The sequence below is a fragment of the Photobacterium iliopiscarium genome (assembly GCF_003026395.1).
In the GTDB taxonomy this organism is placed as follows: domain Bacteria; phylum Pseudomonadota; class Gammaproteobacteria; order Enterobacterales; family Vibrionaceae; genus Photobacterium; species Photobacterium iliopiscarium.
In genome coordinates this window covers 138,096-164,624 of sequence record NZ_PYOO01000004.1, presented here as the reverse complement: position 1 = coordinate 164,624, position 26,529 = coordinate 138,096, and the positions used below count along the sequence as shown (strand labels likewise).

Sequence of the window (26,529 nt, the reverse complement as noted above, 5' to 3'; positions counted from 1 at the left end):
TCATTATATGGAAAACGCAGCTATGAATACTCACACTAATCCTGCCGATCAAGATGATTTGTTACGTATTGAAATTTATAACATGTTGGCACATTTATGTCGTCAAGCCCCTGAAAAATCTGCGCTTGAATTTCTTGCAAATCTAGATGTTGATACGGCACAAACATTTCAACGTCAGACCATGGCTTCAGCTTGGCCTTTATTAAAATTAGCGGCTCAGAAAACGACATTATTGAGTGTTGAAGAAGAATATCAAGATGTATTTATTGGTATTGGTCGTGGGGAAGTTATTCCATTTGGATCATGGTATTTAACCGGGTCTTTAATGGAAATGCCTCTGGCTTATTTACGTCAAGACTTAAAACAAATGGGTTTTGAACGTGCTCAATCTGTTATTGAACCAGAAGATCATATATCCGCATTGTTAGAGGTTATGGCTATGCTGGTGGAAGGTGGTGATGAACACCTTCAACAGACATTTTTTAATCGTCATCTTTCCCAATGGTGTGAAAAATTTTGTACCGATTTAAAAGCGGCTAAAAGTGCTGTGTTTTATACCGCTGTTGGTGAATTAGCTTGGCAATTTTTGACAATAGAAAAGACCCGTTTTTTAGAGTCCCAGTAAAAAGATACTCGCGATAATAAAAAATCGACATCTGTTCATAAGAATGTCGATAGAGGAGCAAACGCAATGAGTGAGCAAAAAACAAATGATAGCCGTCGCCAATTGTTAAAAAACATTGGTTTAACGGTAGCTGCTGGTGCTGTAGTAGCGGGAACGACAACTGCCGTTCAAGCTTCAACAACAGACACCGAAAAGAAAGATCCTAAAACAAAAAAAGGGTATCACGAAACCCAACATATTCGTGATTACTACAATACCCTATAAGCGGAGCCTGAAATGAAACTGACTAAACGTTCCGATAAAGTGAGCAAAGATGAAAACCAACTAGGTATTTCTCGTCGTTCTTTTATTCGTAATTCTTCTCTTGCTGCCGCTGGTGGTGTTGCAGGTGCAAGCCTTTTTGCACCTGGTTTTATGCGCAAGGCAGAAGCTTTCCCTGAAGCTGATTACAACGCACCTAAAGTGGTTAAACGTACCATTTGTTCTCACTGTTCTGTTGGTTGTGGCATTTATGCTGAAACGCAAGATGGTGTATGGACCCATCAGGAACCCGCTTTCGATCATCCTTTTAACGCTGGTGGACATTGTGCAAAAGGGGCGGCATTACGTGAACATGGCCATGGTGCTAAGCGCGTAAAATACCCAATGAAGTTGGTCAACGGTAAGTGGAAAAAATTAAGTTGGGAACAAGCATTAGACGAAGTTAGCCAGCAGGTACTTAAAATTCGTCAAGAATCAGGCCCAGATTCTGTTTACTTTTTAGGTTCAGCAAAGCACAACAACGAACAAGCATATTTGTTCCGTAAAATGGTGTCGCTATGGGGTTCAAATAACGTCGATCACCAAGCGCGTATTTGTCACTCAACCACAGTTGCAGGTGTAGCAAATACGTGGGGTTACGGTGCAATGACCAACTCACTGAACGACATGCATAATTGTAAGTCGATTCTGTTTATTGGTTCTAACCCCGCAGAAGCTCACCCAGTAGCAATGCAGCATATTCTGATCGCTAAAGAAACCAATGGTTGTAAGATTGTAGTGGTTGATCCTCGTCGTACACGTACGGCGGCAAAAGCTGATCACTTTGTTTCTTTACGTCCGGGTACGGATGTTGCCTTTGTTTGGGGTGTGCTATATCACATCTTCAATAATGGCTGGGAAGACAAAGAATTTATTCGTCAACGTGTTTATGGCATGGAAGAAGTGCGTGAACAAGTGGCGAAGTGGAACCCGAAAGAAGTTGAACGCGTAACGGGTGTACCTGAAGATCAAGTTTATCAAACGGCAAAAATGCTGTCTGAAAACCGTCCTGGCTGTGTTGTTTGGTGTATGGGTGGTACTCAACATACAACAGGTAATAACAACACCCGTGCTTACTGTATTCTTGAATTAGCCCTTGGCAATATGGGTAAATCAGGTGGCGGCGCAAACATTTTCCGTGGCCATGACAACGTTCAGGGTGCAACTGACTTTGGCGTGTTATCTGATAACTTACCGGGCTATTACGGTTTATCAGAAGGTGCTTGGAAGCACTGGGCTGAAGTATGGGATATTGATTACTCATGGCTACAAGGCCGTTTTGATCAAAATACCTATAACGGTAAAAAGCCAATGAACAGCGCAGGTATTCCTGTTTCTCGTTGGATTGATGGTGTTTTAGAAAATAAAGATAATATCGAACAACGCGATAACATTCGTGCGATGTTCTATTGGGGTCATGCCGTTAACTCACAGACGCGTGGACCTGAAATGAAAACCGCGATGGGTAAACTGGATATGATGGTGATTGTCGACCCATACCCAGGCGTTGCTGCGGTGATGAATGGTCGTACTGATAACGTCTATCTTTTCCCTGCAACCACACAGTTTGAAACGTATGGTTCAGTAACTGCAACTAACCGTTCGATTCAGTGGCGTGATCAGGTAATTGAACCGTTGTTTGATGCTAAACCCGATCATGAAATCATGTACTTATTGACTAAGCGTTTGGGTTTCTCTGATCAATTATTTAAACACATCAAAGTGGAGAATAATAAACCAAACATTGAAGACATTACTCGTGAATACAACAAGGGTATGTGGACAATTGGTTATACAGGTCAAAGCCCTGAGCGTTTGAAAGAGCATCAGAAAAACTGGGGTACGTTTGATTTCACTACCCTTGAAGCTATTGGCGGGCCGGTGAACGGTGAAACCTATGGTCTACCATGGCCATGTTGGGGTACGCCAGAAATGAAGCACCCAGGTACACATATTCTTTACGATACGTCAAAAACAGTCGCAGAAGGTGGCGGTAATTTCCGTGCCCGTTTTGGTGTTGAGCGTAATGGTGTCAGTATGCTGGCTGATGATAGTTATTCATTAGGCTGTGAACTTGAAGATGGTTACCCAGAATTTACCGCGAAGATGCTAAAGCAACTTGGATGGTGGGATGACCTAACTGCAACTGAAAAAGTGGCAGCTGAAGGTAAAAACTGGAAGACAGACTTGTCTGGTGGTATTCAACGTGTTGCGATTAAACATGGTTGTATTCCATTTGGTAACGCGAAAGCCCGTACTGTTGTATGGACATTCCCTGATGCCGTGCCTATTCACCGTGAGCCGTTGTACACACCGCGTCGTGACTTATTGCCTGAGTACCAAACATGGGACGACAGCAAAGCGATGTTCCGTTTGCCAACACTTTTCAAATCAATTCAAGAAAAAGACGTATCAAAAGAATACCCAATTATTCTAACGTCTGGTCGTCTTGTTGAATATGAAGGTGGTGGTGAAGAAACACGTTCAAACCCATGGCTAGCTGAACTTCAAAAAGAAATGTTTGTTGAAATCAACCTCAAAGATGCCAACGATATTGGCATTAAAGATGGTGAGATGGTGTGGGTTGAAGGTGCAGAAAAAGGCCGAATTAAAGTGAAGGCGATGGTAACCCCACGTGTTCGTGAAGGATTGGCTTTCTTACCGTTCCACTTTGGTGGTGAATTTGAGGGTGTGAGTCTACGTGAGCATTACCCTGAAGGTTGTGCGCCTTATGTTTCAGGTGAAGCGGCCAATACGGCAACAACGTATGGCTATGATCCTGTTACCCAAATGCAAGAAACCAAAGTTACTTTGTGTAAAATCACTAAAGCGTAAGGAGTCACCTGATGGCACGTATGAAATTTCTTTGTGACTCTAAGCGTTGTATTGAGTGCAATGGTTGTGTAACAGCTTGTAAAAACGCCAATTCAGAAGCGGTTGGTTGGGGCATTCAACGTCGTCGCGTTGTGACCTTAAACGATGGTCTTCCAGGGGAGACATCAATCTCAGTAGCTTGTATGCACTGTAGTGATGCGCCTTGTATGGCGGTATGTCCTGCTGATTGTTTTAGCCAAACAGAAGATGGCATAGTGCAGCACGATAAAGATTTATGTATCGGCTGTGGTTATTGCTTATTTGCTTGTCCATTTGGTGCACCACAATTTCCTAAGCAAGATGCTTTTGCTGAACGTGGCAAAATGGATAAGTGCACTTATTGTTCTGGCGGCCCAAATACAGAGCCTGGTTCTGAAAAAGAACGCCTGCTTTATGGTGCAAACCGTATCGCAGAAGGTAAGTTACCAATGTGTGCTTCAATGTGTTCGACTAAATCATTACTTGCGGGTGATGCTGAAAAAATCTCTGAAATTTTCAGTAAGCGTGTTGTGGCCCGTGGTGCTAAAGATGCGGGCTGGGCAAGTACTGATGATCTAGCTTACGACGCAAGTAAAGTACGTAAAGCTTAATCATCTTTAAATGGATTTAACGAGGAATGTTAAGTCCATTTATCGACTCGTGTAATAGTTAGGCACACTGTTGTAATAGGTGTGCCAATTAATCTGCTTTTTAAAGTGGATAGGAGCTTTAATGACTAAGCGAATTCAACGCTGGTTAACTATCATAGTTACCGCTTTAATGATGGTGTTTTCAGTATCCACAATGGCGAGTGGTAGTGATACAACGACCGCTGGTGAAGCCGTAGTTAAAAAAGAAGTGATCGGTTTTGCTGGGGCTGATTACTGGCGTATGGTAAAAGATGGCGAGAAAGGTTACACCACATCTGGTTGGCCTGAGCATGATGTTTTAATCAGTGTGCCAGGACAAACGTGGTATATCCTTAAAGAAAAGTGGATGTCACCATTAGGTGCTTTAGCGATTTTTGGTAGCCTAGTAATGGTAACGTTGGCTTATGTGGTCATTGGACCGCTAAAGTTAAGTAAGCCCAAAACGGGTCGTAAAATCAAACGTTGGAGCCGTATTGATCGTGCATTGCACTGGAGCATGGCATTCACCTTCCTTACATTAGGATTCAGTGGCTTAACGTTAGTTTATGGTAAACATTTTATTAAGCCCATTGTTCCTAGTGAGATTTGGGGATGGATCATTCTTGCTGCCAAGCAATACCATAACTACATGGGACCTATTTTTGCGATTCTATTACTTGCTGTATTGATCAAGTGGTGGCGTAAAAGTACCTTTAATAAAGTCGATCTTGAGTGGTTTAAAAAGATGGGCGGCATGGTGGGTAAACATAAAGGATCACATCCATCAGCAGGTTTCTCTAATGGTGGTGAGAAAGTTATCTTTTGGCTATTGATCGTGTTTGGTTTCTCGATTGCAGCCAGTGGCTTTGTGTTAGATTTCCCAATTTTCGATCAAACCCGTCGTGATATGGAGCTATCAAACTTACTCCACATGTTATCAGCATTGATTTTAATCTGTGGCTTTATATTCCATATCTATATTGGTTTATTTGGCATGGAAGCGGGTCTTGATGGCATGGTAACTGGCGAAGTTGATGAAACATGGGCCCGTGAACACCATAACTTATGGTTTGATGAGGTAAAAGATTTACCTGAAAATCAACCGGGTTATGAGCCTGACAAGCAGAATGTGGAAAAACCGACATCATCTCTGGATCGTTAACGATTAAACATTAAATAAAGGCCGATACACTTTGTTATTGAAAGTGTATCGGCTTTTTTTATGGGCATAATTTATGATTAATGGCAATACACAAACTCTCAGACTAACGTCTAATAAAAAACACCGTTAAACCATATAAAATCAGTGGTATAAATAGAATATAAAGATTAACCATTATTATCACCATAGGGATATTGTTATGTTATTTCCTTACAAAAATATTGTCGTACTAACTGGAGCGGGTATTTCTGCTGAATCAGGGATACGTACTTTTCGTGCGGCAGACGGGTTGTGGGAAGAACATCGAGTTGAGGATGTCGCTACGCCTGAAGGCTATCAGCGTGATCCTGAATTAGTACAAGCGTTTTATAATGCACGTCGAGCACAAATAGAAAATGGATCTGTTGCCCCTAACGCTGCTCATTATGCATTAGCAAAGCTAGAAGCTGAATTAGATGGCACAGTAACGATTGTGACTCAAAATATCGATAATCTTCATGAACGAGCAGGTAGCCACAATGTAATTCACATGCATGGTGAGTTATTAAAAGCACGTTGTTGTGAATCAGGTCAAACGGTCGAATGGAAAGGGGATTTACATACTAGTGATCGTTGCCATTGCTGCCAAATACCAGCACCATTACGCCCTAATATTGTATGGTTTGGTGAAATGCCAATTGGTATGGATAAAATCCATGACGCGATTGTGAAGGCTGATCTGTTCATTGCGATTGGTACATCAGGCAATGTGTATCCTGCTGCGGGTTTTGTGCATGAAGCATCATTGCAAGGCGCACATACGGTAGAGCTTAATTTAGAACCAAGTAATGTTGGAAATGAGTTTGAAGAAAAACATTATGGTAAAGCGTCCGAATTGGTGCCTAAATTCGTAGAAGACATTATCAATGTAACCAAATAGAGCTCGAAAGGTATGCTATTTATTCTATATAAAAAGATATTAATTCTATATGGGATATAACGTGTTTTTGATAAGAAGCAATTAAATGCCTGTTAGCACATTTAAATATTTAACAAATAGAATGCCAATACTATAGTTATTGATATAAATCGCTAACTATAGTGCCTCCTGCATATGAAACAGAAACAATATTTATTGTTGGTAATATTATCACTTTTTAGTTCAATGACATTTGCTACATCCGTTTCATGGAGTGGTCGCGTGTTAACAGGTGATCCTATTAATATTAATACTGATGGGAAAGTTGTGACTTATGAGGCATGGAGATTACCTCAAGTTGAGTCACTTAAAATAAGTAATCAGTTTGAAGTAAAACCAATTAATAAAGAAGTTAGTATTCTGATGGTTAAATTGTGATATTTATTATCATCAGATAATTAAATATAAAAAAACCGAGCTAACAAGCTCGGTTTTTTTGTTTATCTAACGACAACTATTACTCGCCAGCTTTTAGCTTTTGGTAATATTGCTCGTATAGTTCACTTGCTGCGCCAACGCTGTTCTGCCATTCACCGGCATCCATTACTGATTGTGGTGGGTAGATACTTGGATCGTTAACGAAATCAGCAGGCAGTAATTTCTTCGCTGCGGCTACGGGTGTTGGGTAACCAATTTGCAGTGCAATTTTTGCTGCAATATCTGGGCGAAGTAAGAAGTTGATCATCTTGTATGCGTTATCAACATGCTTAGCATTGATTGGAATTGCTAGGCTATCCATCCAGAAGATTGCACCTTCTTTTGGCCATACGATGTCAATTGGAGCGCCTTCTTTACGTGCCATGTAGGCAGAACCATTCCACAACATACCTAGTGATGTTTCACCAGCCATGTAAGGGTTAGCAGGGAAGTCAGAGTTAAAGACTAATACGTTAGGCATTAGTTTTTTAAGCTCTTCATAAGCCGCTTTAATTTGCTTTGGATCTTGTGTGTTAGCTGAGTAGCCTAGCTTACGTAATGCAATGTGGAACACTTCACGTGCATCATCCATCATCATTAGCTGACCCTGCCATTTAGGATCCCATAAATCAGCCCAGCTAGTGATTTTTGATTTATCGATGACATCAGTATTTACACCGATACCTGTTGCACCCCAAATATAAGGGATAGAGTAATCGTTGTTAGGATCAAAAGGCTTGTCTAAATAGTTTTTATCGATACCAGCAAAATTAGGAATTTTTGATTTGTCGATTTTCTGAAGCATGCCTTCCTTACTCATTTTAGAAACGTAGTAAGTTGAAGGAACAATTAAATCGTAGCCTTTATCATAAGTTTTTAATTTAGCGTACATGGTCTCATTCGACTCGTAAGTCGAATAAATTACTTTAATACCGGTTTCTTTTGTGAACTGTTCTAATACATCATTTGGAATATATTCAGACCAGTTGTAAAAGTATAATTCATTACTCTTTGAATCTGCGGCAGTGGCAATGTTTGAGTACATTGACATAGCACAAACTGTACCGGCCATCATTAAAGACCATTTTTTCATTGTTGTTAGCTCCTAACTAAACAGGATATCGAGAGTGTTCTCTTGCGGCTTTTAACCGCCTCTCCTAATTTTGTGTTGTTTATAGACACTTAAATAAAGATGTTTTTTAAACAAATATGAATTGGTAAACGTTGCTAGTATAGCAGATAAAATCATACCACCATCACAAATATGAGCACTTCGATAAGATATTTATTTACAGAGTATTGATTAATAACAGGTAGTTAACGTTTAGATAATATTGTTATACAAATCAATGTTACGCCACATTAAAACTGAAAATAGAACCTGAGTGGTGATTGTGAGGTTAGTTGTGTAATGAGCACTATTGAAGAGGGATTGAAGTATTGATAGACCTTAAAAGTTTACATGCTGTGATAAACCGCAGCCAAAAAAATGGCTAACTTAAATAAGTTAGCCATTTTATTTTGCTAAAAGCCGTGATGCTATTTCTTTTCTCTTGCAAGTAATTGCGAACAAATCACAAGGAACAATGAAATGATCAGCATGATAGTTGCTAATGCATTGACCTCTGGTGAAATACCGACTTTAACCATCGAGTAAATCTTTAAAGGTAGAATTTCATAACTAGGACCTGTAACGAACGAACTCACAATTACGTCATCAAGTGATAATGTAAAGCTTAATAACCAACCAGCAGCAACTGCGGGCTTAGCTAGTGGTAGGATAATTTGTTTTAAAATCACCCATTCACTCGCGCCTAAGTCACGGGCTGCTTCAAGCATTTTTACATCAAAGCCTTTTAATCGACTGTAAACAGTGACGACAACAAAGGGCAGACAAAAAGTAATATGTGATAGTAATAACGTTAAGAAACCAAGATTTGCGCCAAGTAATAGGAACAAAGCCAGTAACGAAATTGCCATTACAATATCAGGTGACATCATAACTAAAAATAGCATACCTGATACAAACTTCTTACCTTTGAAGTTATAACGAAATAGAGCAACTGCCGTTAAACTACCAATTAATGATGCAGCGGTGGCTGAAATAACTGCGATCGTGATTGAGTGACCAGCAGCTTGCATCAAACTATCGTTATTGATCAGGTTTTCATACCATTTAGTGGTAAATCCCCCCCATTTCATGCCAAATTTACTCGCATTAAATGAGTTAATGATCAAAATTACGATCGGGGTATATAGAAAAAGATAGACCACTGACATAAAGCTGAATTTAAAAAAACGACCCATTATTCAAGCTCCACTTTTTTATTCAGTAATTTTCCTGCGCGATAGTAGGCATATAACATAATTGCCATTGCTAACGTCAGTGCAATACTGGTTGCAGAGCCGAATGGCCAGTCACGAGCGTTGAGTACTTGACTCTTAATCACGTTACCAATCAGCAAGTTTTTCGCACCACCGAGTAGATCTGATACATAGAACATACCTAATGCGGGCAGCAATACCAATAAACAGCCAGCAATGATGCCAGGCATTGTTAATGGGAAAATAACTTTAATGAATGTTTGAAGCTTATTTGCACCTAAATCGCGTGCTGCTTCAATATAGTTATTATCAAGCTTTTCAATCGCGGAGTACAAAGGCAGCACCATAAACGGCAATAGTATATAAACCAAGCCGATCATTACTGCATACTCGGTGTACATAATGCGAATGGGCTTATCAATAATATCTAAGTACATTAATGCATTATTTAGAATCCCTCGCGTACCGAGCATCAGCTTTAAGCCATATGTACGGATTAACGAGTTAGTCCAAAAGGGTACAATGACCATAAATAGCATAAATGGACGCCATTTTTCTGGCATCTTAGCAATGGCATACGCAAAAGGGTAGCCAATCAACAAACAGAAAATAGTTGCTGTAATTGCCATATTAAATGAATGCAAAAGTACTTTTGCATACATTGGATCGAAAAGGCGTTCATAGTTGTCTAACGTGAATACCATTTTGATCAAGTTTGCATCATCACGGGTTAAAAAACTCGTGCCGATAATCATAAGGTTTGGTACAAATACAAACAGTAGTAACCAACTTACAACAATCGTTATGATGATGTTTTGGAGATTAAACTTCTTGCTCATCTGCTAGCACCACTTCCCAACTTTCAACCCAAGTAATGGCAACTTTTTGATCAAGAGAGTGGTCTACGTCAGGATCATCTTCATTGAAGAATTCACTAACCATTACCGATTTCCCAGAATCTAGCTGTACCACAGAATCAAGCGTCATACCTTTATAAGTACGCTCTTTAACTTTGCCTAAAATACCCGTCGTGTGATCTCCGTTATGAATTTCTTCAATACGAATATCTTCTGGGCGTAATAGCACTTTCACTTTGTCGCCAATGGCAACATCAAGATCACAGTGGATTAAAGAGTGACGACCTTCTACATCTGCCATAATACGCTTACTGTCTAAGCGTTCTTTAACGATAGCATCAAACACGTTGATTTCGCCGATAAAGTGAGCAACAAAGAGGTTGGTCGGTTCTTCGTAAATTTCACGAGGGCTGCCATCTTGTTCAACATAACCATCGCGCATAACGATAATACGGTCGGACATAGATAGTGCTTCTTCTTGATCGTGAGTGACGAAAATAAAAGTAATACCAAGTTTTCGCTGAAGTTGTTTCAGTTCAAGCTGCATTTGTTTACGTAATTTGTAATCAAGCGCAGAAAGTGATTCATCAAGCAAAAGAACTTTTGGTTTATTAACAACTGCACGGGCAATAGCAACACGTTGTTGCTGGCCACCGGACAATTGATGAGGTTTACGAGGGGCAAACTTATCAAGTTGCACCATACGCAATGCTTCCATAACTCGAGGTTCAATGTCACTCGATGGCACTTTTTGCATGCGTAAACCAAACGCGACGTTCTCAAACACTGTCATATGTGGAAACAGTGCATAACTCTGAAACACCGTATTAACGAGACGTTGTTCAGCTGGAATGTCAGTAACATCTTTATTGGCAATGGTGATCTGACCGTCATCGGCAGTTTCAAAGCCAGCAATAAGACGAAGCACTGTGGTTTTACCACAGCCTGATGGACCTAAAATGGTTAAAAATTCACCATCGTTTACGTCTAGATCCAAACCTGTAATGATTTGCTTACCGTCAAAGCTTTTACAAAGACCCTTCAGCTGAATTACAGGTTTCTTAGATGTTTTTACAACGTTCAATTCTACGTTATCTCCACCTTGGGACAGATTGGTTAAGCCCCAATATTTTGGCTAAAATTAGGGGCGCATAATAGACCTGTAGTCTTTCAATTTAAAGCATTTTCTTACTAAATTTATAGATTAAGTGCTACTTCCTTTAATGATAGCACGTTGATTCATAGCAATATGGTCGCGATTACAAATATTACTGAAAAAATAAATTACGATTAAAGTAATAATCCCAATGATTTATTTTTAAGCTCAAAAAATTATTACTTATGTTCAACATGCAGTACGAGTGTTTACAATCAAGTATAAAAAACGCTAGTTATTCGTTTTACAAGTAATTTATTGTCGGTTTTTTATACATCAGCAGGGTTTTGACATAAATTTTTACGTGAATAGTGTTTTTGTACCATGATGAGTAACGTACAATACGCTTACCAAAATAATGATGATATGAGTATGAAAGAGACAATTAAGAAAGATTTTCATGTTGGCGGTTCTATTGAAAAAGCAATGACGGGTAATGTTGATCTACAACCGATCGCCGTTCTTCAAGAAGCGTTTAAAATTACAGCAAAGAATTTCACTAAATTTTTACCCGCTGTCATTTGTTTATTTATTGCACAAACTGCATTATTGCTATTAAGCCTAAAAGTACAGCTAGGTAACCCTAATGTGTTTTTTGATGCCTTTATTACGGGGAAGGGCTTTACTGCTGAGATTTTAAAAGCGGGCTTTATGGCTAACTTTTGGTCTGATGTCTTAATTGCGCCTTTATACGTTGGTGTGAGTTTAATGGCGCTTAATCATTCAGTAGGGCTGCCAACTAAACCAAGTCAAATCGTTAAAGGATTTTCATTTACATTAGTATCAATTATTACAATGCTATTAATCTCTTCTATTCAGGGGATTGGCAGCAGTATTTTCCCTTTAATCGGATTGTTTTTAACGATGGCATTAAGCATGGCTATCTTACTTGTGTGTGAGAAGCGAATAACACCGATTAAAGCGATTCAATATTCATTCATGGCAACTATTCGTAAAGTGATGCCAATGACTGCTATTTATTTAATCATGATGATCTTCTTTTTTATGTCAATTGCGACTGCTGGTATTGGCTTAATTTGGACATTGCCATTTTTCTTTAATGTTAAAGCGATTATCTATCGTAATATGTTTGGTATTACATTGCAGGTGACCTCTGTGCCTAATGCTGATGACGATAAGCCAGAATCTAAATCGGATACTAATGTTAGTGAACCGATTAATAATGATACATTTAATGCATAAGTTGAGTGTAGTATTTAAAAAATCTCCTTTATATAAGGGGATTTTTTTTAGCTATATAGCCTAATGCACTATAACTTTAAATGATTATGCTATAACTTCTCACACTCAACCTATCGTAATAACTTTTATTTTCAATGAAATACAGCCTAATACTTACAAGATCGTTTTAAAAATGGTGACTCATTTTACAAAAAAAAAGCATGATTGATGATGTATCTCAATGTCATTTATTTTCTATATAATCATAATATAATCAATAATAGATAGGGGCAGTATAAACTGTCAGCTCAAGCAAGAAAGGTAACTTTATGGATAAGTTAATAGAACGTTTTTTACGATATGTAAGTTTTGATACTCAATCTAACGATGCAGTTTCCTCTTGCCCGAGTACCGCAGGGCAACGTGTCTTGGCTGAGGCTCTTCAATCAGAAATGCTTGAGTTAGGGCTTAGTAACGTCACTCTAGATAACAATGGCTACCTTACTGCACTATTACCTGCAAATATGGATGGTGATATCCCTGCAATTGGCTTTATTGCGCATATGGATACTGCACCAGATGCTTCTGGAAAAAATGTTCGACCACAACTTGTTGAAAGCTATCGTGGTGGTGATATTGCATTAGGAATAGGGGATGAAATCCTTTCACCATTCCAATATCCAGATCTAAATAAGTTACATGGTCACAATATAATTACGACAGATGGTACAACGCTGCTTGGTGCTGATAATAAAGCGGGTGTTGCTGAAATCATGACAGCTATTGCTCATCTTATTGCCAATCCAACTATCAAGCATGGCGATATTTGCATTGGTTTTACTCCTGATGAAGAAATCGGTCGTGGCGCAAACTTATTTGATGTTGAAAAGTTTGGCGCGAAGTGGGCTTATACTATTGATGGTGGCCCAATTGGGGAGCTAGAGTTTGAAAACTTTAATGCAACCTCAGCTGATGTTATTTGTCATGGTGTTAATGTCCATCCAGGTACAGCAAAAAATAAAATGGTTAATTCCATGAATATTGCAGCACAATTTCAATTGATGATGCCTGCTGATGAAACACCTGAATCTACTGATGGCTATCAAGGTTTTTATCATCTTAAATCAATGGAAGCCTCGGTTGCTCGCACTGAATTAGGCTACATCATTCGTGATTTTGATCGTGATGGTCAAGAGAAGCGTAAAGCATTCATGCAACAAAAAGTAGACGAACTGAACAGCAAGCTGATACAGGGTCGAGTAGAACTTGTTCTAACAGATTCTTATTATAATATGCGTGAAATGGTTGAACCATTCCCACATATCATTGAAATTGCTCAACAAGCGATGCTGGATTGTGATGTTCAACCTGAAATAAAGCCTATTCGTGGCGGTACTGATGGTGCTCGACTATCATTTATGGGTTTACCTTGTCCTAATATCTTTACTGGCGGTTATAATTTCCACGGTATTCATGAATTTATCACTGTTGAAGGTATGGAACTCGCCGTTAAAGTGATTGTAAAAGTTGCCGAGAATACGGCGAATCGATACGCTTAATTCTGCTAATTAACAGATAAAAGAAAAGCCACTATCGTATAATGATAGTGGCTTTTTTATGAATATATTTATACGTTTTAGTTTGTAGTTTAAGCGTGATCGTTGCTTAGCATTTCATTTAAACGCTTTAAAATAGCATGAACAGCGTGACCTTTAGTGATTTCGCCACCTTTTTCAACTTCGATCTCATGCTTACTGTGAAGGCCGGTTTCATCTTCAGCAATATGTAACCAATCAGGATGCCAATAGAATGATTGACCGCCATCTGTGATCCAGTTATGCACACCACAATTTTCGCCGTGGTAATTGAGATCTGCTGCTTTATAAGTCATTCTTAAATCCTTTAATGGTAATCGTTATATCTATTAATAAAGAGTATAAAAAACAATGACAGTGATACTGTGATCTAACTATTGTTTTTTTGCTAAACATTACAACTAAATAAAATAATTACTGTTTTTTATCTATAGCCTATAAAAACAATGATTAATTATTTAAATAACGTTGTATTAAATGTTTTCTAAAATGCTCAGGGTTTAGTGTTTCCCCAGTTGCTTGCTCTACCAGTTCATCGGTTGATAACGTTGAGCCTTTGTTCCAAATATTGTCATGTAACCATTCAAAGATTGGCGTTAGGTTATGTTGAGCGACAAGCTGTTCAACATTCATTTCTTTATTGATGGTTGCCATGAATTGTGCAGCATACATTGCACCGAGGGTATAACTTGGGAAATAACCAAAACTACCGTCAGTCCAGTGAATATCTTGCATACACCCATCAGTGAAGTTTCCTTGCGTTGAAATACCAAGATATTGGGTCATTTTCTGATCCCAAATTGTTGGAATATCATCAACCTCAATCTTACCTTCAATTAAATCACGTTCAATTTCATAACGTAAAATAACATGTGCAGGATAGGTGACTTCGTCTGCGTCCACACGAATAAAGCCCGGTTTTACACGAGTATTAATCAAACGAAGGTTTTCTGCTGATAATGACGTTTCTGTTGAAGCAAATGATTTTTGTACCATTGGGGCTAATAAACCGCTAAATGCAGGACTACGCGCTAACTGCATTTCACAAAATAAGCTTTGTGATTCATGAATGCCCATTGAACGAGCTTCACCAACAGGAAGATCACGCCATTGTTGTGGCAAGCCTTGCTCATAACGAGCATGGCCTGTTTCATGAATGACGCCCATCAATGCAGAAGTGAAATCATTTTCATCATAGCGAGTCGTAATGCGAACATCCGTTGGTACGCCACCACAAAATGGGTGAGTACTAATATCTAGTCGTCCGTGGTCAAAATTAAATCCCAGTAATGCCATTGCATCAAGGCTTAGTGCTTGTTGTTTATCGATAGCAAATGGAGTCGATAATGGTAATATTTCTTCTGTCGCTTGTTTAGCTTCGACTTGTTGAATTAATTGAGGTAACCATGATTTTACGTCAGCAAAAATACCGTCGAGTACCGCCGATGTCATTCCTGGCTCATAAATATCTAGTAGGGCATCATAACGGCTTAAACCTGTGGCTTGTGAGCGAATAGTCGCTTCTTGGCGAGCTAACTCAACCACAGGCTTTAAGTTGGCTTTAAAGCCCTCCCAATCGTTTTCTTTACGTTGTGAGCGCCAAGCATGTTCACATTGAGAACCCGCCAGTGATTGTTGTTCAACGAGATCGGCAGGTAAAATATTCTGCATCATCCAATGACGTTTAAGGGCTGCAAGGCTGACGCGTTGTTCTGCGGTAAGATGTTCTTTTTCTGCGTCTGCAAACCAATTATCTAAGTAAGGAGCCGTGGCTAATTCATGCGAAATAACAGCAAGCTCAGCCATCGCTTCTGAACGTGCTTGTGCACCACCATTAGGCATCATTGCAGCCTGATCCCAACCACAAATAGCATTAAGATGGCCAAGTCGAGATAGTTTCTTAGCATGACGTTCTAATTTATTGTAATTATTCATACTTGTTCCTAAATTGATAAACAGCAATACAATAAATTTAACTCAACCTTTAACTATTTAATAGAGATACTCTGTTACTTCAGTAATAAAAATGCGAACACTACAGTATTTATTAATTAAAAATCAAATAAGAAGTAGTTAATTACTCGTAATGATTTATATTTAAAGCAATTAACGTTATAAATGTAATCAGTGATAGGAATTGGTAAGACAATGTTACTAAGACCTGTTTTATTATATTTTTTCGATATACTGGCAGCCAATCTCAATACCTATTAGGTTTCTGCAAGTCCTTAATAGCTATGTAGATTGATTTTATCGTTTTTTAAAGGAATTTTGCCTCTCATGGAAAAGACTACTCGGTTTTTGTCTCTTGTCGGTGCTACAGCGCTTTACTCTTTATCATCGTCAGCGTTCGCTGCAATGCCAACCGTTGTACCTGATGCACCAACATTAAGTGCAAAAGGCTATGTATTGATGGATTACAATACAGGTAAAATCTTAGTAGAGAAGGATGCAAACGAAAAATTAAATCCTGCAAGTTTAACGAAACTCATGACAAGTTATGTTGCTGGCCAAGAAATGAAACAAGGCAATATTAATGCGAAAGATCTTGTTGTTATTAGCCGTAATGCTTGGGCAAGAAATTTCCCTGATTCATCAAAAATGTTTATTGAAGTGGGCAGCGAAGTTCCATTAATGGATCTCTTTCGTGGCTTGATTATTCAATCAGGTAATGATGCCAGTGTGGCAATTGCAGAACACGTAGCAGGTTCTGAGCAATCCTTTGTAAGTTTAATGAACTCATGGGCGAAAAAATTAGGAATGAATAATTCTAATTTTGCTAACCCACATGGCCTAGATAATAACGACTTATATACCACGCCTTATGATATTGCCTTGTTAGGTCAGGCGCTAATTCGTGATTTGCCAAGCATTTACCCACTGTATAGTGAAAAATCATTCACCTATAACAATATTACCCAACGTAACCGTAATGGCTTACTTTATGATCCAAGTATGAATGTTGATGGTATGAAGACAGGTTACACCAGTGGTGCTGGTTATAGCTTAACCAGTTCAGCCACCGAAGGTGACATGCGTTTAATTGCCGTGGTTATGGGAACAAAAAGTACCAAAACACGTGAAATTGAAAGTAAGCAGTTATTAAATTACGGTTTCCGTTTTTTTGAAACAGTAACGCCTCATAAAGCGGGTGATGAGATCATTACTGAGCAAGTATGGTTTGGTGATAAAGACAAAATTAAGTTAGGTGTTGATAAAACCAGTTATGTTACGCTGTCACGTAATGAAACTAAAAAACTAACAGCTAGCGTTGAATTAAACAGTGAACTTGAAGCGCCAATAACGAAAGGTCAACAAGTTGGCGAAATCATTTATTCAGTTGATGATAAACAAGTAGGTAAACAAGCACTTGTTGCATTGGAACCGGTTGAAGAAGGCAGCTTCTTTAGCCGTTTGATTGACCAAGTTAAGAAGTTTGTAATGAGTTTTTTTAAGTAATTACTGATTCATTTAACGTAAAAAAGCCCAGCCATTGTGTGCTGGGCTTTTTTATTGTGGATAGCTATTTCCAGTCAACAATAAAATACGTATAATTCATGCCCTATAAATTCTTATCCCGCAATTCTACTATCGATGTTGTCGGTAGTTCGAGAAGTAGTAATGAATCAGACAGATAACCGTAAAGAAACACTTGAATATAACAAACTGCAAAAACGTCTTCGCCGCAATATGGGTAACGCTATTATTGATTACAACATGATCGAAGAAGGTGATGTTGTTATGGCTTGTATTAGTGGTGGCAAAGATTCATTTGCAATGCTGGATATTCTGCTTAATTTAAAGAAAGCTGCGCCAATTAATTTTGATGTTGTCGCGGTTAACCTTGATCAAAAGCAACCTGGCTTTCCTGAGCATATTTTGCCTGAGTATTTTCAAAGCTTAAATATTCCTTACTACATTGTCGATAAAGATACTTATTCTGTGGTTAAGGAAAAAGTCGAGGAAGGTAAAACAACGTGTGGCTTATGTTCACGTTTACGCCGTGGTACGTTGTATTCTTTTGCTGAAACGATTGGTGCAACTAAGATTGCCCTAGGACACCATTTAGACGATATCGTTGAAACATTATTCTTAAATATGTTCCATGGTTCACGTCTAAAAGCGATGCCACCTAAATTACGTTCTGATGATGGCCGTAACGTTGTTATTCGTCCATTAACATACTGTCGTGAAAAAGATCTGATCAAATACGCTGAATATAAGCAGTTCCCGATCATTCCTTGTAATCTTTGTGGCTCACAAGAAAATCTACAACGTCAAAGCATTAAAGCGATGTTGATGGATTGGGATAAAAAAACACCAGGTCGTGTTGATGCAATTTTCAAATCAATTCAAAATATCAGTCCAAGTCAACTAGCTGATAAGAACTTGTTTGATTTTGTTAACCTACCATTAGATCGCGAAGGTGATAGAGCTGAATATGCTTTCACTGAAGCTACAGTATCATCGACTAACATTGATGAAAGTATGTTCATTGATGTAACTAACGTTTAATTACGGTTAGTAGCAAAACGGCATTTTATTAGCGAATATGTGTCGTTTTGTTTTATATGCCATACCACTCACTTTTATTTATTGATATTATAAAAAAAACAAACATATTGGGATTAAAAATGATTAAACCACAGTTAATCGTATTAGCTGGGCTTTCTTTTATAGTGGTAGGGTGCAGTTCACATCAAGCTCAGCAGATGGGGATGCAAGGAAGTAGTGTTAATAGTTATGCGCGCCAGATGTCTAACAGTCAGCTTTGTGAAACGTATCTAGGTAAGCGAGCGACGAATCAAACTAAAGTATCACTGGCTGCTGAGTGGAAGTATAGAAAGTTAAGTCATGCTTATTGTTCAAAGCAAGAAAATGAATGGTATATAACTAAGTTTACTAAGTGGCTTGCCAATGAAAAAGAAGCTGAACCCAAATAATATAAACGCCTCAACTGAGGCGTTTATTGCTATATAAATATAGAGTGTAACATTTATTCATCAATAGAATTTGGGGCTAATGGACTAATATAACCATCAGGTTTTAAAGCCAACAAGTCACAATTTAAACTATCAATTGTATTTTCTGCCGTATTACCAATAAAGACCGCAGATAAACCAGTACGTCCAGTTGTTCCTAAAATGACAAGTTCTGCATTAATTTTATCTGCAACTTGTGGGATAACGTCTTCAGCTAATCCTTCAATAACATAAGTTTGCTCTTCATCAATAGCATATTTTTGACGTAGAGATTTCATTGTCATTAAGTGATATCCACGAACGGCATCTGTGTATGACGCGGGATCAAATTCAGGTAATTCAATCGTAATATTAACTGGAGTTGCAGGGTAAGCATTAACTAAATTAACCTGAGCCTTAGTGATTGAAGAAAAAGCAATCGCTTCTTTTACAATCTTATCGTTAAGATCTTCATGGGTTTCGTCTTCAGCAGATAAATTCACACAAGCAAGAACGTTACCATTTGTAGGCCAATTTTCCCCTTTTACTAATAAAACGGGAACCGGACATTTACGTAATAGATGCCAATCCGTTGGTGTAAAGATAACGGATCCTAACTTCGCATGTTCATGCGTTGCTTTGATTAATAGATCAATATCTTGACTGAAAACATCGGCAATAATGGACTCGTAAGGACGGTTGTGCCATACGACTTTAATTTCGATATTAATGCCTTGGTCTATATGCGGTTGTATAATTTCTTTTAACCATTCTTCTCGTTGCATAACGACACCACGACGCATTGCGTCACGTTCGTCAGAAGAAAGCATTGACGTCATTTCATATGAAAAATCATAAATAGCAAGGAAAACAATAATTTTTACATCGTCACAAGTCTTTGCTAAATGAATAGCTCGAGATATTGCAGGTTGTTGTTCACGTTCAGGATCCGCGACAACAAGTATGTTTTTATATTTTTGCATAATAATGTCTCCCTACGGCAGAATCTCTTTTCTGAATTAGTAAGAACAAAGAAAATACATTTGCCATTGTATTTATCAGATACACTTTTAAATCAAGTGATTAAAAAATTAACATAACATTTACTGTACTCTAAACCAGCCAAGATGGGGAGTAGTTTGAGTAATAAAATGCAAAAATGGGATAAATAAACAGTTATATACATTAGTGATAGATATAAAAACAGGCGCTAAAATAGCACCTGCTTATAAATAGATTGGATAGGGTATTATAAGGTTATAAATTATTATTCTTACTCACACCAGCAAGCTTAGCTAGTTCATCATGATCTAAGATTGTAATATATTTACCTTTTACACTTAACATTTCAGATTTTTGGAAACGACCCAATAAACGACTGATTGTTTCAACCGTTAAGCCTAAGTAGTTACCAATATCACCACGCGTCATTGTTAAACGGAACTCTCGAGGTGAAAAGCCTCGTTGAGAAAAACGCAATGATAAGTTATAAAGAAATGCCGCTAAACGTTCTTCAGCATTTTTCTTAGACAATAATAAAATCATTTCTTGATCGCCTTTGATTTCACTACTCATCAAACGCATGATCTGCTGGCGAAGTTTTGGCACTTTACCTGCCAAATCATCAAGAATTTCAAACGGTATTTCACAAACCATTGATGTTTCAAGTGATTGTGCAAAGCTAGGATGCTGCATTTCATTAATCGCATCAAAGCCAACCAAATCTCCCGCTAAATGGAATGCCGTGATTTGTTCATCACCTTGCTCTGTAATCGTGTAACTTTTAATGGTGCCGGAGCGAATAGCATACAATGATTTCAGTTCATCACCCGCTTTAAAGAGTTCCTGACCTTTCTGGATTGGTTTTTTACGTTCAATTATTTGATCCAGTTGATCTAACTCTGATTCATTCAACGTGAATGGAATACATAGCTGGCTAATACTGCAATCTTGACAGTGAATAGCACATCCACCTGATTGGATACGTTTTGTGGTAAATTTGTCTGAAATCATATGCCTATCTAACCAATTTGATGTAGGTCAATATTTTAACATATTATGAAGCAATATTACGAGTGTTAAAAACCTTACCATATTTGATTGATTGCAATGTAACCAGTATGCATACCATAAATGATGATAAATAATCCGTTAAAACGTTTAAAATAACTGTTGTTTAATAGCGATTTTAATTTATTAGCAAGAGAGCCAAGCGTTAACATCGCGGGTAATGTACCTAAACCAAAAGCTAGCATGATAATCATACCGTCGATAGCGCTACCAGAGACAGCTGCCCATGTTAATGTTGAATAGACAAGACCGCAGGGTAACCACCCCCAAAGAAAACCAAAAGGGATCGCTTTAATCGGTGATGTTAAGGGTAAAAAATATTTAGTTAACGGCAAAATAAAACGCCAGAGAACACGTCCTATACGCTCAATATGCGTTAGACCTGACCACCATTTTCCAATATACAACCCTAATATAATCATCATAACAGAAGCTAGTATTCGCATAATAATCAATATGTTAGTTGAACTGCTCAGTACGGAGACTTGAACAATAACTTGACTAACAATTAAACCAGCAATCATATAAGAACTGATTCTACCGAGGTTATAATAAAGTAAATATATCCAATGCTGTTGTGGTTTATTGGGCATCCCAATAGTAACAGCTGCCGCAATACCACCACACATGCTAATACAATGGCCCGCTCCTGTTAAACCAATAAGTAATGCCGCGACAAAATTAAGTTCGGTCATTATTTGAAATTGATCCTATCGAAGGATGTTTTTTAGATGTTTGTAGGGGCTTTTCTACATCATCATCAAACAAAATATTGTAACCTTGATGCTCTAAATCCTCAAATTGATTGCTGCGTACCGCCCATAAAAAAACAACAATTGTAAGACAAATAAAAAAGAGAGCAATGGGTATTAATATGTAAAGACTTGCCATTTATTTTAATAACCTTAAAGAATTTGATACAACAATCATTGAGCTTGCTGACATACCTAAAACAGCAATGTAAGGTGCAACAAGTCCAGTAATTGCTAATGGAAGAATAATTAAATTATAGCCTAATGCCCACGCTAAATTTTCGCGGATAATGTTACGAGTACGTAATGCTAATTTGCGAGCCGTTATAATAGACAATAAATTGTTACTCAATAACACCATATCTGCTGATGATTTAGCAATATCAGTCCCACTACTAAGAGCAATAGACAGATGAGCGCCAGCTAAAATAGGCGCGTCATTAATACCATCACCAATCATCAATGAAATATCTGTTGTTGGTATTTTATTTAAAAAATCCAATTTACTCATGGGGCTCATATTGGCGTATAAATGTTCAATATTGAGTTGTTTAGCAACGTGTTTAGCATGAATAGAATGATCACCTGTTAACATAGTTACTTTAATTCCCTGCTGTTTAAAGCTATTTATCAATTGCTTACTCTCTTTTCGCAATGGATCTTCAATTTTAAAAGCAGCAACGATATGACCATCGCATGATAGCCATATTGAATAGTCATCAGAGTATTCAATATCTGGAATATGATCTAAAAATGATTGATGTTGTCTAACAAAGTCATACTTACCAATTCGCCACTGGTGATGGTTTATAATGCCACTTAAACCATAACCTATGCTATTTTCAACATGATTAAAAAGTGGCGTTTTAGCCTGATAAGTAACGAAAGGTTGAGCTAGCGGATGATTTGCATAACGTTCAAGTTCTGCTGCATAAGTGAGAACGTCAGCGGTAGAATATTGACCAAAAGTATCCGTTGCGACTAACTGAATATTACCCTCAGTTAATGTACCTGTTTTATCGACGATAACATGATTCACTTTGTGCAATGTTTCTAATACATGGCTACGACGAACTAATAATCCTAATTGGCTTAAACTTGATGTTGCACATGTAAGTGCTGTTGGTGTTGCAAGTGATAAAGCACAAGGGCAGGTTGCAACTAAAACAGCCAATGTTATCCATAACGCATCTTGGGGACGATACATTTGCCAATATAACCATGTCATCAAAGCAACAATTAAAATAATACAAACAAAATAACGAGCAACATGATCAGCCATTACCGCTATTTTTGGTTTTGAATATAAAGCATGATCTTGTAGTCGTATAATATTAGACATAAATGCATCTTTGGGATTATGGCTCACTTTGATAGTGATATTTCCATTTCCATTCAGTGTGCCGGCAAATACTTGTGCGTTTTGAGTTCGTTTAACCGCAACAGATTCCCCAGTTAACATCGATTCATCTATCGTTGTTGTTCCTTGAATGATGATGCCATCAGCAGGGAGATATTCACCCGGCAAGACAGTGACAACGTCACTTATTTTTAATCTTTTTGCGGCAATTTTCTCACCAGAAATAAGCGTTGCCATTGTTGGAATACGTTTTAATAAGTTAGCACTCATTGCCGCCGCACGACGTCGTGCTCTCATTTCTAAGAATCGACCAAGAAGTAGGAAAAAAGTAAACATTGAAATTGATTCGAAATATACTTCACCTTGATCTGTAATGGTGGCATATAAACTCGCGCCATAAGCAAAAAGTAAAGCAATAGAAACGGGGACATCCATACCTAAAGTGAAAGCCCTAATATTTCGCCAAGCATTCTGGTAAAAAGGCAGCGCTGAATAGAGTAAAACTGGTGTTGTAATAAATAAACTTATCCAACGTAAATAATATCGAAAGCTATTTTCGTGTTTATCAAAAACATCAAAATAGAGCGCAATAGCTAACATCATAATCTGCATCGTCGCAATACCGGCGAGACCCAACTTATAGAGATAATGCCGCATTGTTTGTTGGTATTGTTGTTCTTGAAGATCAACTTCAAATGGCGCTGCTTTGTAACCTAATTGGTAAATAAGGGTCAACAAATAGCTTAATTTCACTATTGACGCATCCCAGACTAATAAAGCTCGATGGGTTGTAATATTTACTTCAATCGTGATTACACCTGTTTGTTTGTATAATTGTTTTTCTATTAACCATGCACATGCAGCGCAAGAAACACCATCAACAGAAAGTAATATTTCTTTATGATGTTGCGCATTTTCATTTACAAAATCATCTTGTATATCTTGATGATCATAAAGTAATAAAGTCTTTAAATGATAGGGGACTAATTCAGATTTTTGAGCCGGTTGGGTTCGATATTCGTAATAATTAGTTAAGCCATTTTCAACGATCATAGTTGCGACAGCTGTACACCCAGCACAGCATAAATATCGTGATTCACCAAGAATATCAACGCTAAAATTACATTTTTCAGGTATAGGTTCACCACAATGATAACAACCTTGAATCATGGGTGGTGTTATACTTGTTGAGGTCATTTATTGCTATACCTATGTAATTAAATAGAAAAAATATTAGCTCCTTATAAGATTAGCACTTAATATCACATATAACGTATTTTTAGCCTCAGAACATATCAGAATAGTAACGAAGGAATAAATAAACATGGCAGCACAAAAATTAACACGAGGACGGTTCATTCAACTTATTATTTTAATGATTATTTTGATCACTGCTTTTGTTTGGAGAACAGTAACATACCAACAAAAAACATCGACTCAAGCGCAGGTAAATACTTGTAATTTAAATGTTGGAGATTGTGTATTCAATATTAATAATAAGCAGGCAATAGTAACGTTATTACCGAAAAAACCACAAGCTGAGACACCACTTGAGCTGCATATTAGTAATATTGATGTAGCTCCAAGCGCAACTGTTAGCGGTATTACTATGAATATGGGTATATTGCCGATTGAATTTACGCAACAAAAGGATGGTTGGCTTGGTAAGTTTACAGTTCCTAATTGTACCCATGATAAGATGACATGGGTTATTGATCTTAAAGTTAATAACGATATTTATTCATCACAATTTACTGTCATTAAATAAATGCAATTCGACGCTATTTTGCGTCGAATATCTTATACAGAGTAAATAGATTGCGATTAATATTTACTCTATATAAATCACTTTCTTTGTCATTCCGCCATCAATAACAAAATTTTGTCCTGTAATAAATCCTGATTGAGTACAAATTAGAAGCTCAATCACTTCAGCAATATCATCCGTACGACCAACCCGTCCGATAGGATGTTGTTGACAAGATAACATTTTGAGAAGTTGAGTGTAACATAATCCTTCGAGAGTCTATTAACTGTACTATGATAGGAGATAACGGGTTAATTCTTAATAATAAAATAAAAAATAACAATTAAAAATGATTTGCTTACTGATCGTATTCAGAAAAATGATTATGATAAGGAAAAATTAAAAAGATATGGCTATGGATATTGCAACAAGTTTTTCGGTACTAACTAATTCTCACGATGCCATTATTGAAGCTATCAATAAATTAGATGAGAAAATAGCACCACCATCCTTATTATTATTGTATTTCTCGGAAGATTACGATTACGGCATATTACAATTAATATTAACTAAACATTACCCAAATACACCTTTTCTTGCCTGCACCTCTTGTCAGGGATTTATGACAGAAAACGGATATATAAAAGGACAAGGTATTGCACTTTGGGCAATTAACGACATTGTTGGTGCCTATGGAACATCTATTGTTTCATCTAATAACACTGTTTTTAATATAGCACGTCAAGCAATACTTAAAGCTATTAATAATAGTGGCCGTATTGGTGAAGCGCCTGCATTAATATTGCTTCATGCAACACCAGGAAATGAAGAAGAAGTAATTAGAGGTATAGAAGATGTTGTTGGTAAAAATATTGCTATTGTAGGTGGGAGTGCCGCTGATAATAATGTAGAAGGTAAGTGGCAAATATTTAATCAAGAACAACAAACACAACAAGGTGTTGGTATTGCGGTATTTTATCCAAATTGTGAAATAAGTTTTTCTTTTCATTCCGGTTATGCTGCGTCTACATATTCTGCTATTGCCACAAAAGTACGTGGTCGTGAACTTATTGAATTAGATCATCAACCTGCGGCTAATATATATCAAAAATGGATCAAACAAAAATTCAAAGCTAACAGTAGTATTATTCATGAAAGTAGTTTGAATCCTCTTGGACGTTTAGTTGGGACCATTCATGATTTACCTTATTTTAAATTAGCACATCCGTTAATGGTAACTCAAACTAATGGATTAAAAATGTTTGCTTCAATTATTGAAGGTGAACGATTATATTTTATGACAGGTACAGATGAACGCTTAATCACTCGTGCTGGTCGTGTTATTACGGCAACTAACGGTATTAAATTAGATCCAATTGGTGGGCTAACAATATACTGTGCAGGATGCATGCTTAAAGTTCAACAGCGAATGAATGAAGTTGCATTGTTTGTAAATATAGCAATGCATAATAAACCGTTTGTTTGTCCATTTACTTTTGGTGAGCAAGGACAATTTGTTACGGGTGAAAATGCGCATGGCAATCTAATGATTTCAGCTGTTGTTTTTCATAGGGACTAAT

At 37.6% G+C, this 26,529-nt stretch carries 26 protein-coding genes; 14 read left to right on the top strand and 12 right to left on the bottom strand.

Annotation, left to right across the window (positions count from 1 at the left end; translation table 11 throughout):
• Positions 1-7: 7 nt before the first annotated feature.
• The 7 genes from C9J51_RS08425 (at position 8) to C9J51_RS19405 (ending at position 6,905) form a co-directional block, all read left to right on the top strand.
• Positions 8-625 (top strand): TorD/DmsD family molecular chaperone, encoded by a 618-nt coding sequence (locus C9J51_RS08425; RefSeq protein ID WP_045039555.1) that lies wholly within the window; start codon positions 8-10, stop codon positions 623-625.
• A 66-nt stretch (positions 626-691) separates the two neighbouring features.
• A complete protein-coding gene (locus C9J51_RS08420; RefSeq protein ID WP_045039554.1) occupies positions 692-889 on the top strand; it encodes a twin-arginine translocation signal domain-containing protein in 198 nt (65 codons plus the stop codon).
• A 12-nt stretch (positions 890-901) separates the two neighbouring features.
• A complete protein-coding gene (locus C9J51_RS08415) occupies positions 902-3,760 on the top strand; it encodes a formate dehydrogenase subunit alpha (protein ID WP_045039553.1) in 2,859 nt (952 codons plus the stop codon).
• An 11-nt stretch (positions 3,761-3,771) separates the two neighbouring features.
• Positions 3,772-4,389 (top strand): formate dehydrogenase FDH3 subunit beta, encoded by a 618-nt coding sequence (gene fdh3B, locus C9J51_RS08410; RefSeq protein ID WP_045030423.1) that lies wholly within the window; start codon positions 3,772-3,774, stop codon positions 4,387-4,389.
• 169 nt (positions 4,390-4,558) lie between these two features.
• Positions 4,559-5,569: a formate dehydrogenase subunit gamma gene (locus tag C9J51_RS08405; RefSeq protein WP_407675583.1), complete on the top strand. Its 1,011-nt coding sequence runs from the start codon at positions 4,559-4,561 to the stop codon at positions 5,567-5,569.
• Positions 5,570-5,768: 199 nt separating this feature from the next.
• A complete protein-coding gene (gene cobB, locus C9J51_RS08400) occupies positions 5,769-6,488 on the top strand; it encodes a Sir2 family NAD+-dependent deacetylase (protein WP_045038009.1) in 720 nt (239 codons plus the stop codon).
• A 174-nt stretch (positions 6,489-6,662) separates the two neighbouring features.
• Positions 6,663-6,905: a hypothetical protein gene (locus tag C9J51_RS19405; protein ID WP_146144495.1), complete on the top strand. Its 243-nt coding sequence runs from the start codon at positions 6,663-6,665 to the stop codon at positions 6,903-6,905.
• Between the two features lie 79 nt (positions 6,906-6,984).
• Here the strand turns inward: C9J51_RS19405 and potD are convergent, their stop codons facing one another.
• From potD to potA, 4 genes are all read right to left on the bottom strand, one after another.
• Entirely contained in the window at positions 6,985-8,037 is a 1,053-nt protein-coding gene (potD, locus tag C9J51_RS08395; RefSeq protein WP_045038008.1) for a spermidine/putrescine ABC transporter substrate-binding protein PotD, read from the bottom strand.
• 446 nt (positions 8,038-8,483) lie between these two features.
• Positions 8,484-9,251 (bottom strand): spermidine/putrescine ABC transporter permease PotC, encoded by a 768-nt coding sequence (gene potC, locus C9J51_RS08390; RefSeq protein WP_045038007.1) that lies wholly within the window; start codon positions 9,249-9,251, stop codon positions 8,484-8,486.
• Positions 9,251-10,108 (bottom strand): spermidine/putrescine ABC transporter permease PotB, encoded by an 858-nt coding sequence (gene potB / locus C9J51_RS08385; RefSeq protein WP_045038006.1) that lies wholly within the window; start codon positions 10,106-10,108, stop codon positions 9,251-9,253. Before potB ends, potC begins: the two co-directional genes overlap by 1 nt.
• Complete coding sequence (gene potA, locus C9J51_RS08380) at positions 10,092-11,210, bottom strand: spermidine/putrescine ABC transporter ATP-binding protein PotA (RefSeq protein ID WP_045038005.1); 1,119 nt, start codon at positions 11,208-11,210, stop codon at positions 10,092-10,094. The genes potB and potA overlap by 17 nt, the downstream gene beginning before the upstream one ends.
• A gap of 444 nt (positions 11,211-11,654) precedes the next feature.
• Here potA and C9J51_RS08375 point away from each other — a divergent pair, with 444 nt between their 5' ends.
• Positions 11,655-12,485, top strand: coding sequence for a membrane protein (locus C9J51_RS08375; protein ID WP_045039617.1), 831 nt, complete (start codon positions 11,655-11,657; stop codon positions 12,483-12,485).
• Between the two features lie 308 nt (positions 12,486-12,793).
• A complete protein-coding gene (gene pepT / locus C9J51_RS08370) occupies positions 12,794-14,023 on the top strand; it encodes a peptidase T (protein WP_045039550.1) in 1,230 nt (409 codons plus the stop codon).
• Between the two features lie 89 nt (positions 14,024-14,112).
• Here pepT and C9J51_RS08365 read toward each other — a convergent pair whose 3' ends face one another.
• Together C9J51_RS08365 and C9J51_RS08360 are read right to left on the bottom strand one after the other, a co-directional pair.
• A complete protein-coding gene (locus tag C9J51_RS08365) occupies positions 14,113-14,355 on the bottom strand; it encodes a hypothetical protein (protein WP_045039549.1) in 243 nt (80 codons plus the stop codon).
• Between the two features lie 154 nt (positions 14,356-14,509).
• Positions 14,510-15,994 carry a carboxypeptidase M32 gene (locus tag C9J51_RS08360; protein WP_045039548.1) on the bottom strand — a complete coding sequence of 495 codons (1,485 nt, stop codon included), beginning with the start codon at positions 15,992-15,994 and terminating at the stop codon, positions 14,510-14,512.
• Positions 15,995-16,339: 345 nt separating this feature from the next.
• On the opposite strand from C9J51_RS08360, the gene C9J51_RS08355 reads away from it, so the two are divergent.
• The 3 genes from C9J51_RS08355 to C9J51_RS08345 all read left to right on the top strand — a co-directional run bounded on the left by C9J51_RS08355 (position 16,340) and on the right by C9J51_RS08345 (position 19,002).
• Positions 16,340-17,518: a D-alanyl-D-alanine carboxypeptidase family protein gene (locus tag C9J51_RS08355; protein ID WP_045038001.1), complete on the top strand. Its 1,179-nt coding sequence runs from the start codon at positions 16,340-16,342 to the stop codon at positions 17,516-17,518.
• Positions 17,519-17,680: 162 nt separating this feature from the next.
• Entirely contained in the window at positions 17,681-18,574 is an 894-nt protein-coding gene (gene ttcA, locus C9J51_RS08350; protein WP_045030442.1) for a tRNA 2-thiocytidine(32) synthetase TtcA, read from the top strand.
• Between the two features lie 119 nt (positions 18,575-18,693).
• The gene (locus tag C9J51_RS08345; protein ID WP_045037999.1) at positions 18,694-19,002 is read left to right on the top strand and encodes a hypothetical protein; all 309 of its coding nucleotides are present in this window, start codon (positions 18,694-18,696) and stop codon (positions 19,000-19,002) included.
• Positions 19,003-19,055: 53 nt separating this feature from the next.
• Here C9J51_RS08345 and uspE read toward each other — a convergent pair whose 3' ends face one another.
• The 5 genes from uspE to C9J51_RS08320 form a co-directional block, all read right to left on the bottom strand.
• Complete coding sequence (gene uspE / locus C9J51_RS08340; RefSeq protein WP_045037998.1) at positions 19,056-20,003, bottom strand: universal stress protein UspE; 948 nt, start codon at positions 20,001-20,003, stop codon at positions 19,056-19,058.
• Between the two features lie 274 nt (positions 20,004-20,277).
• The gene (locus tag C9J51_RS08335) at positions 20,278-21,033 is read right to left on the bottom strand and encodes an FNR family transcription factor (RefSeq protein ID WP_045037997.1); all 756 of its coding nucleotides are present in this window, start codon (positions 21,031-21,033) and stop codon (positions 20,278-20,280) included.
• A 74-nt stretch (positions 21,034-21,107) separates the two neighbouring features.
• On the bottom strand, positions 21,108-21,785 hold the full coding sequence (locus C9J51_RS08330; RefSeq protein ID WP_045039547.1) for a sulfite exporter TauE/SafE family protein: 678 nt from the start codon (positions 21,783-21,785) through the stop codon (positions 21,108-21,110).
• Entirely contained in the window at positions 21,772-21,981 is a 210-nt protein-coding gene (ccoS, locus tag C9J51_RS08325; RefSeq protein WP_045037995.1) for a cbb3-type cytochrome oxidase assembly protein CcoS, read from the bottom strand. The genes C9J51_RS08330 and ccoS overlap by 14 nt, the downstream gene beginning before the upstream one ends.
• Entirely contained in the window at positions 21,982-24,372 is a 2,391-nt protein-coding gene (locus C9J51_RS08320) for a heavy metal translocating P-type ATPase (protein WP_045039616.1), read from the bottom strand.
• Between the two features lie 154 nt (positions 24,373-24,526).
• On the opposite strand from C9J51_RS08320, the gene C9J51_RS08315 reads away from it, so the two are divergent.
• Complete coding sequence (locus C9J51_RS08315; protein WP_045039546.1) at positions 24,527-24,970, top strand: hypothetical protein; 444 nt, start codon at positions 24,527-24,529, stop codon at positions 24,968-24,970.
• A gap of 63 nt (positions 24,971-25,033) precedes the next feature.
• Here C9J51_RS08315 and C9J51_RS08310 read toward each other — a convergent pair whose 3' ends face one another.
• Complete coding sequence (locus C9J51_RS08310; protein ID WP_082064236.1) at positions 25,034-25,192, bottom strand: SDR family oxidoreductase; 159 nt, start codon at positions 25,190-25,192, stop codon at positions 25,034-25,036.
• A gap of 172 nt (positions 25,193-25,364) precedes the next feature.
• On the opposite strand from C9J51_RS08310, the gene C9J51_RS08305 reads away from it, so the two are divergent.
• Positions 25,365-26,528, top strand: a complete 1,164-nt coding sequence (locus C9J51_RS08305) for an FIST signal transduction protein (protein WP_045038043.1) — start codon at positions 25,365-25,367, stop codon at positions 26,526-26,528.
• The last annotated feature ends 1 nt before the right edge of the window (position 26,529 follow it).

Excerpts from the sequence above, each read along its gene's own strand:
- C9J51_RS08360 (WP_045039548.1), bottom strand. The coding sequence starts at position 15,994 with ATGAATAATTACAATAAATTAGAACGTCATGCTAAGAAACTATCTCGA.
- C9J51_RS08310 (WP_082064236.1), bottom strand. The coding sequence starts at position 25,192 with ATGTTATCTTGTCAACAACATCCTATCGGACGGGTTGGTCGTACGGAT.
- ttcA (WP_045030442.1), top strand. The coding sequence starts at position 17,681 with ATGAATCAGACAGATAACCGTAAAGAAACACTTGAATATAACAAACTG.
- potD (WP_045038008.1), bottom strand. The coding sequence starts at position 8,037 with ATGAAAAAATGGTCTTTAATGATGGCCGGTACAGTTTGTGCTATGTCA.
- fdh3B (WP_045030423.1), top strand. The coding sequence starts at position 3,772 with ATGGCACGTATGAAATTTCTTTGTGACTCTAAGCGTTGTATTGAGTGC.
- C9J51_RS08420 (WP_045039554.1), top strand. The coding sequence starts at position 692 with ATGAGTGAGCAAAAAACAAATGATAGCCGTCGCCAATTGTTAAAAAAC.
- potC (WP_045038007.1), bottom strand. The coding sequence starts at position 9,251 with ATGGGTCGTTTTTTTAAATTCAGCTTTATGTCAGTGGTCTATCTTTTT.
- C9J51_RS08375 (WP_045039617.1), top strand. The coding sequence starts at position 11,655 with ATGAAAGAGACAATTAAGAAAGATTTTCATGTTGGCGGTTCTATTGAA.
- C9J51_RS08415 (WP_045039553.1), top strand. The coding sequence starts at position 902 with ATGAAACTGACTAAACGTTCCGATAAAGTGAGCAAAGATGAAAACCAA.
- ccoS (WP_045037995.1), bottom strand. The coding sequence starts at position 21,981 with ATGGCAAGTCTTTACATATTAATACCCATTGCTCTCTTTTTTATTTGT.
- C9J51_RS08320 (WP_045039616.1), bottom strand. The coding sequence starts at position 24,372 with ATGATTCAAGGTTGTTATCATTGTGGTGAACCTATACCTGAAAAATGT.
- C9J51_RS08355 (WP_045038001.1), top strand. The coding sequence starts at position 16,340 with ATGGAAAAGACTACTCGGTTTTTGTCTCTTGTCGGTGCTACAGCGCTT.
- C9J51_RS08425 (WP_045039555.1), top strand. The coding sequence starts at position 8 with ATGGAAAACGCAGCTATGAATACTCACACTAATCCTGCCGATCAAGAT.
- C9J51_RS08365 (WP_045039549.1), bottom strand. The coding sequence starts at position 14,355 with ATGACTTATAAAGCAGCAGATCTCAATTACCACGGCGAAAATTGTGGT.
- C9J51_RS08305 (WP_045038043.1), top strand. The coding sequence starts at position 25,365 with ATGGATATTGCAACAAGTTTTTCGGTACTAACTAATTCTCACGATGCC.
- pepT (WP_045039550.1), top strand. The coding sequence starts at position 12,794 with ATGGATAAGTTAATAGAACGTTTTTTACGATATGTAAGTTTTGATACT.
- C9J51_RS08330 (WP_045039547.1), bottom strand. The coding sequence starts at position 21,785 with ATGACCGAACTTAATTTTGTCGCGGCATTACTTATTGGTTTAACAGGA.
- cobB (WP_045038009.1), top strand. The coding sequence starts at position 5,769 with ATGTTATTTCCTTACAAAAATATTGTCGTACTAACTGGAGCGGGTATT.
- C9J51_RS08405 (WP_407675583.1), top strand. The coding sequence starts at position 4,559 with ATGATGGTGTTTTCAGTATCCACAATGGCGAGTGGTAGTGATACAACG.
- uspE (WP_045037998.1), bottom strand. The coding sequence starts at position 20,003 with ATGCAAAAATATAAAAACATACTTGTTGTCGCGGATCCTGAACGTGAA.
- C9J51_RS08335 (WP_045037997.1), bottom strand. The coding sequence starts at position 21,033 with ATGATTTCAGACAAATTTACCACAAAACGTATCCAATCAGGTGGATGT.
- C9J51_RS19405 (WP_146144495.1), top strand. The coding sequence starts at position 6,663 with ATGAAACAGAAACAATATTTATTGTTGGTAATATTATCACTTTTTAGT.
- C9J51_RS08315 (WP_045039546.1), top strand. The coding sequence starts at position 24,527 with ATGGCAGCACAAAAATTAACACGAGGACGGTTCATTCAACTTATTATT.
- C9J51_RS08345 (WP_045037999.1), top strand. The coding sequence starts at position 18,694 with ATGATTAAACCACAGTTAATCGTATTAGCTGGGCTTTCTTTTATAGTG.
- potB (WP_045038006.1), bottom strand. The coding sequence starts at position 10,108 with ATGAGCAAGAAGTTTAATCTCCAAAACATCATCATAACGATTGTTGTA.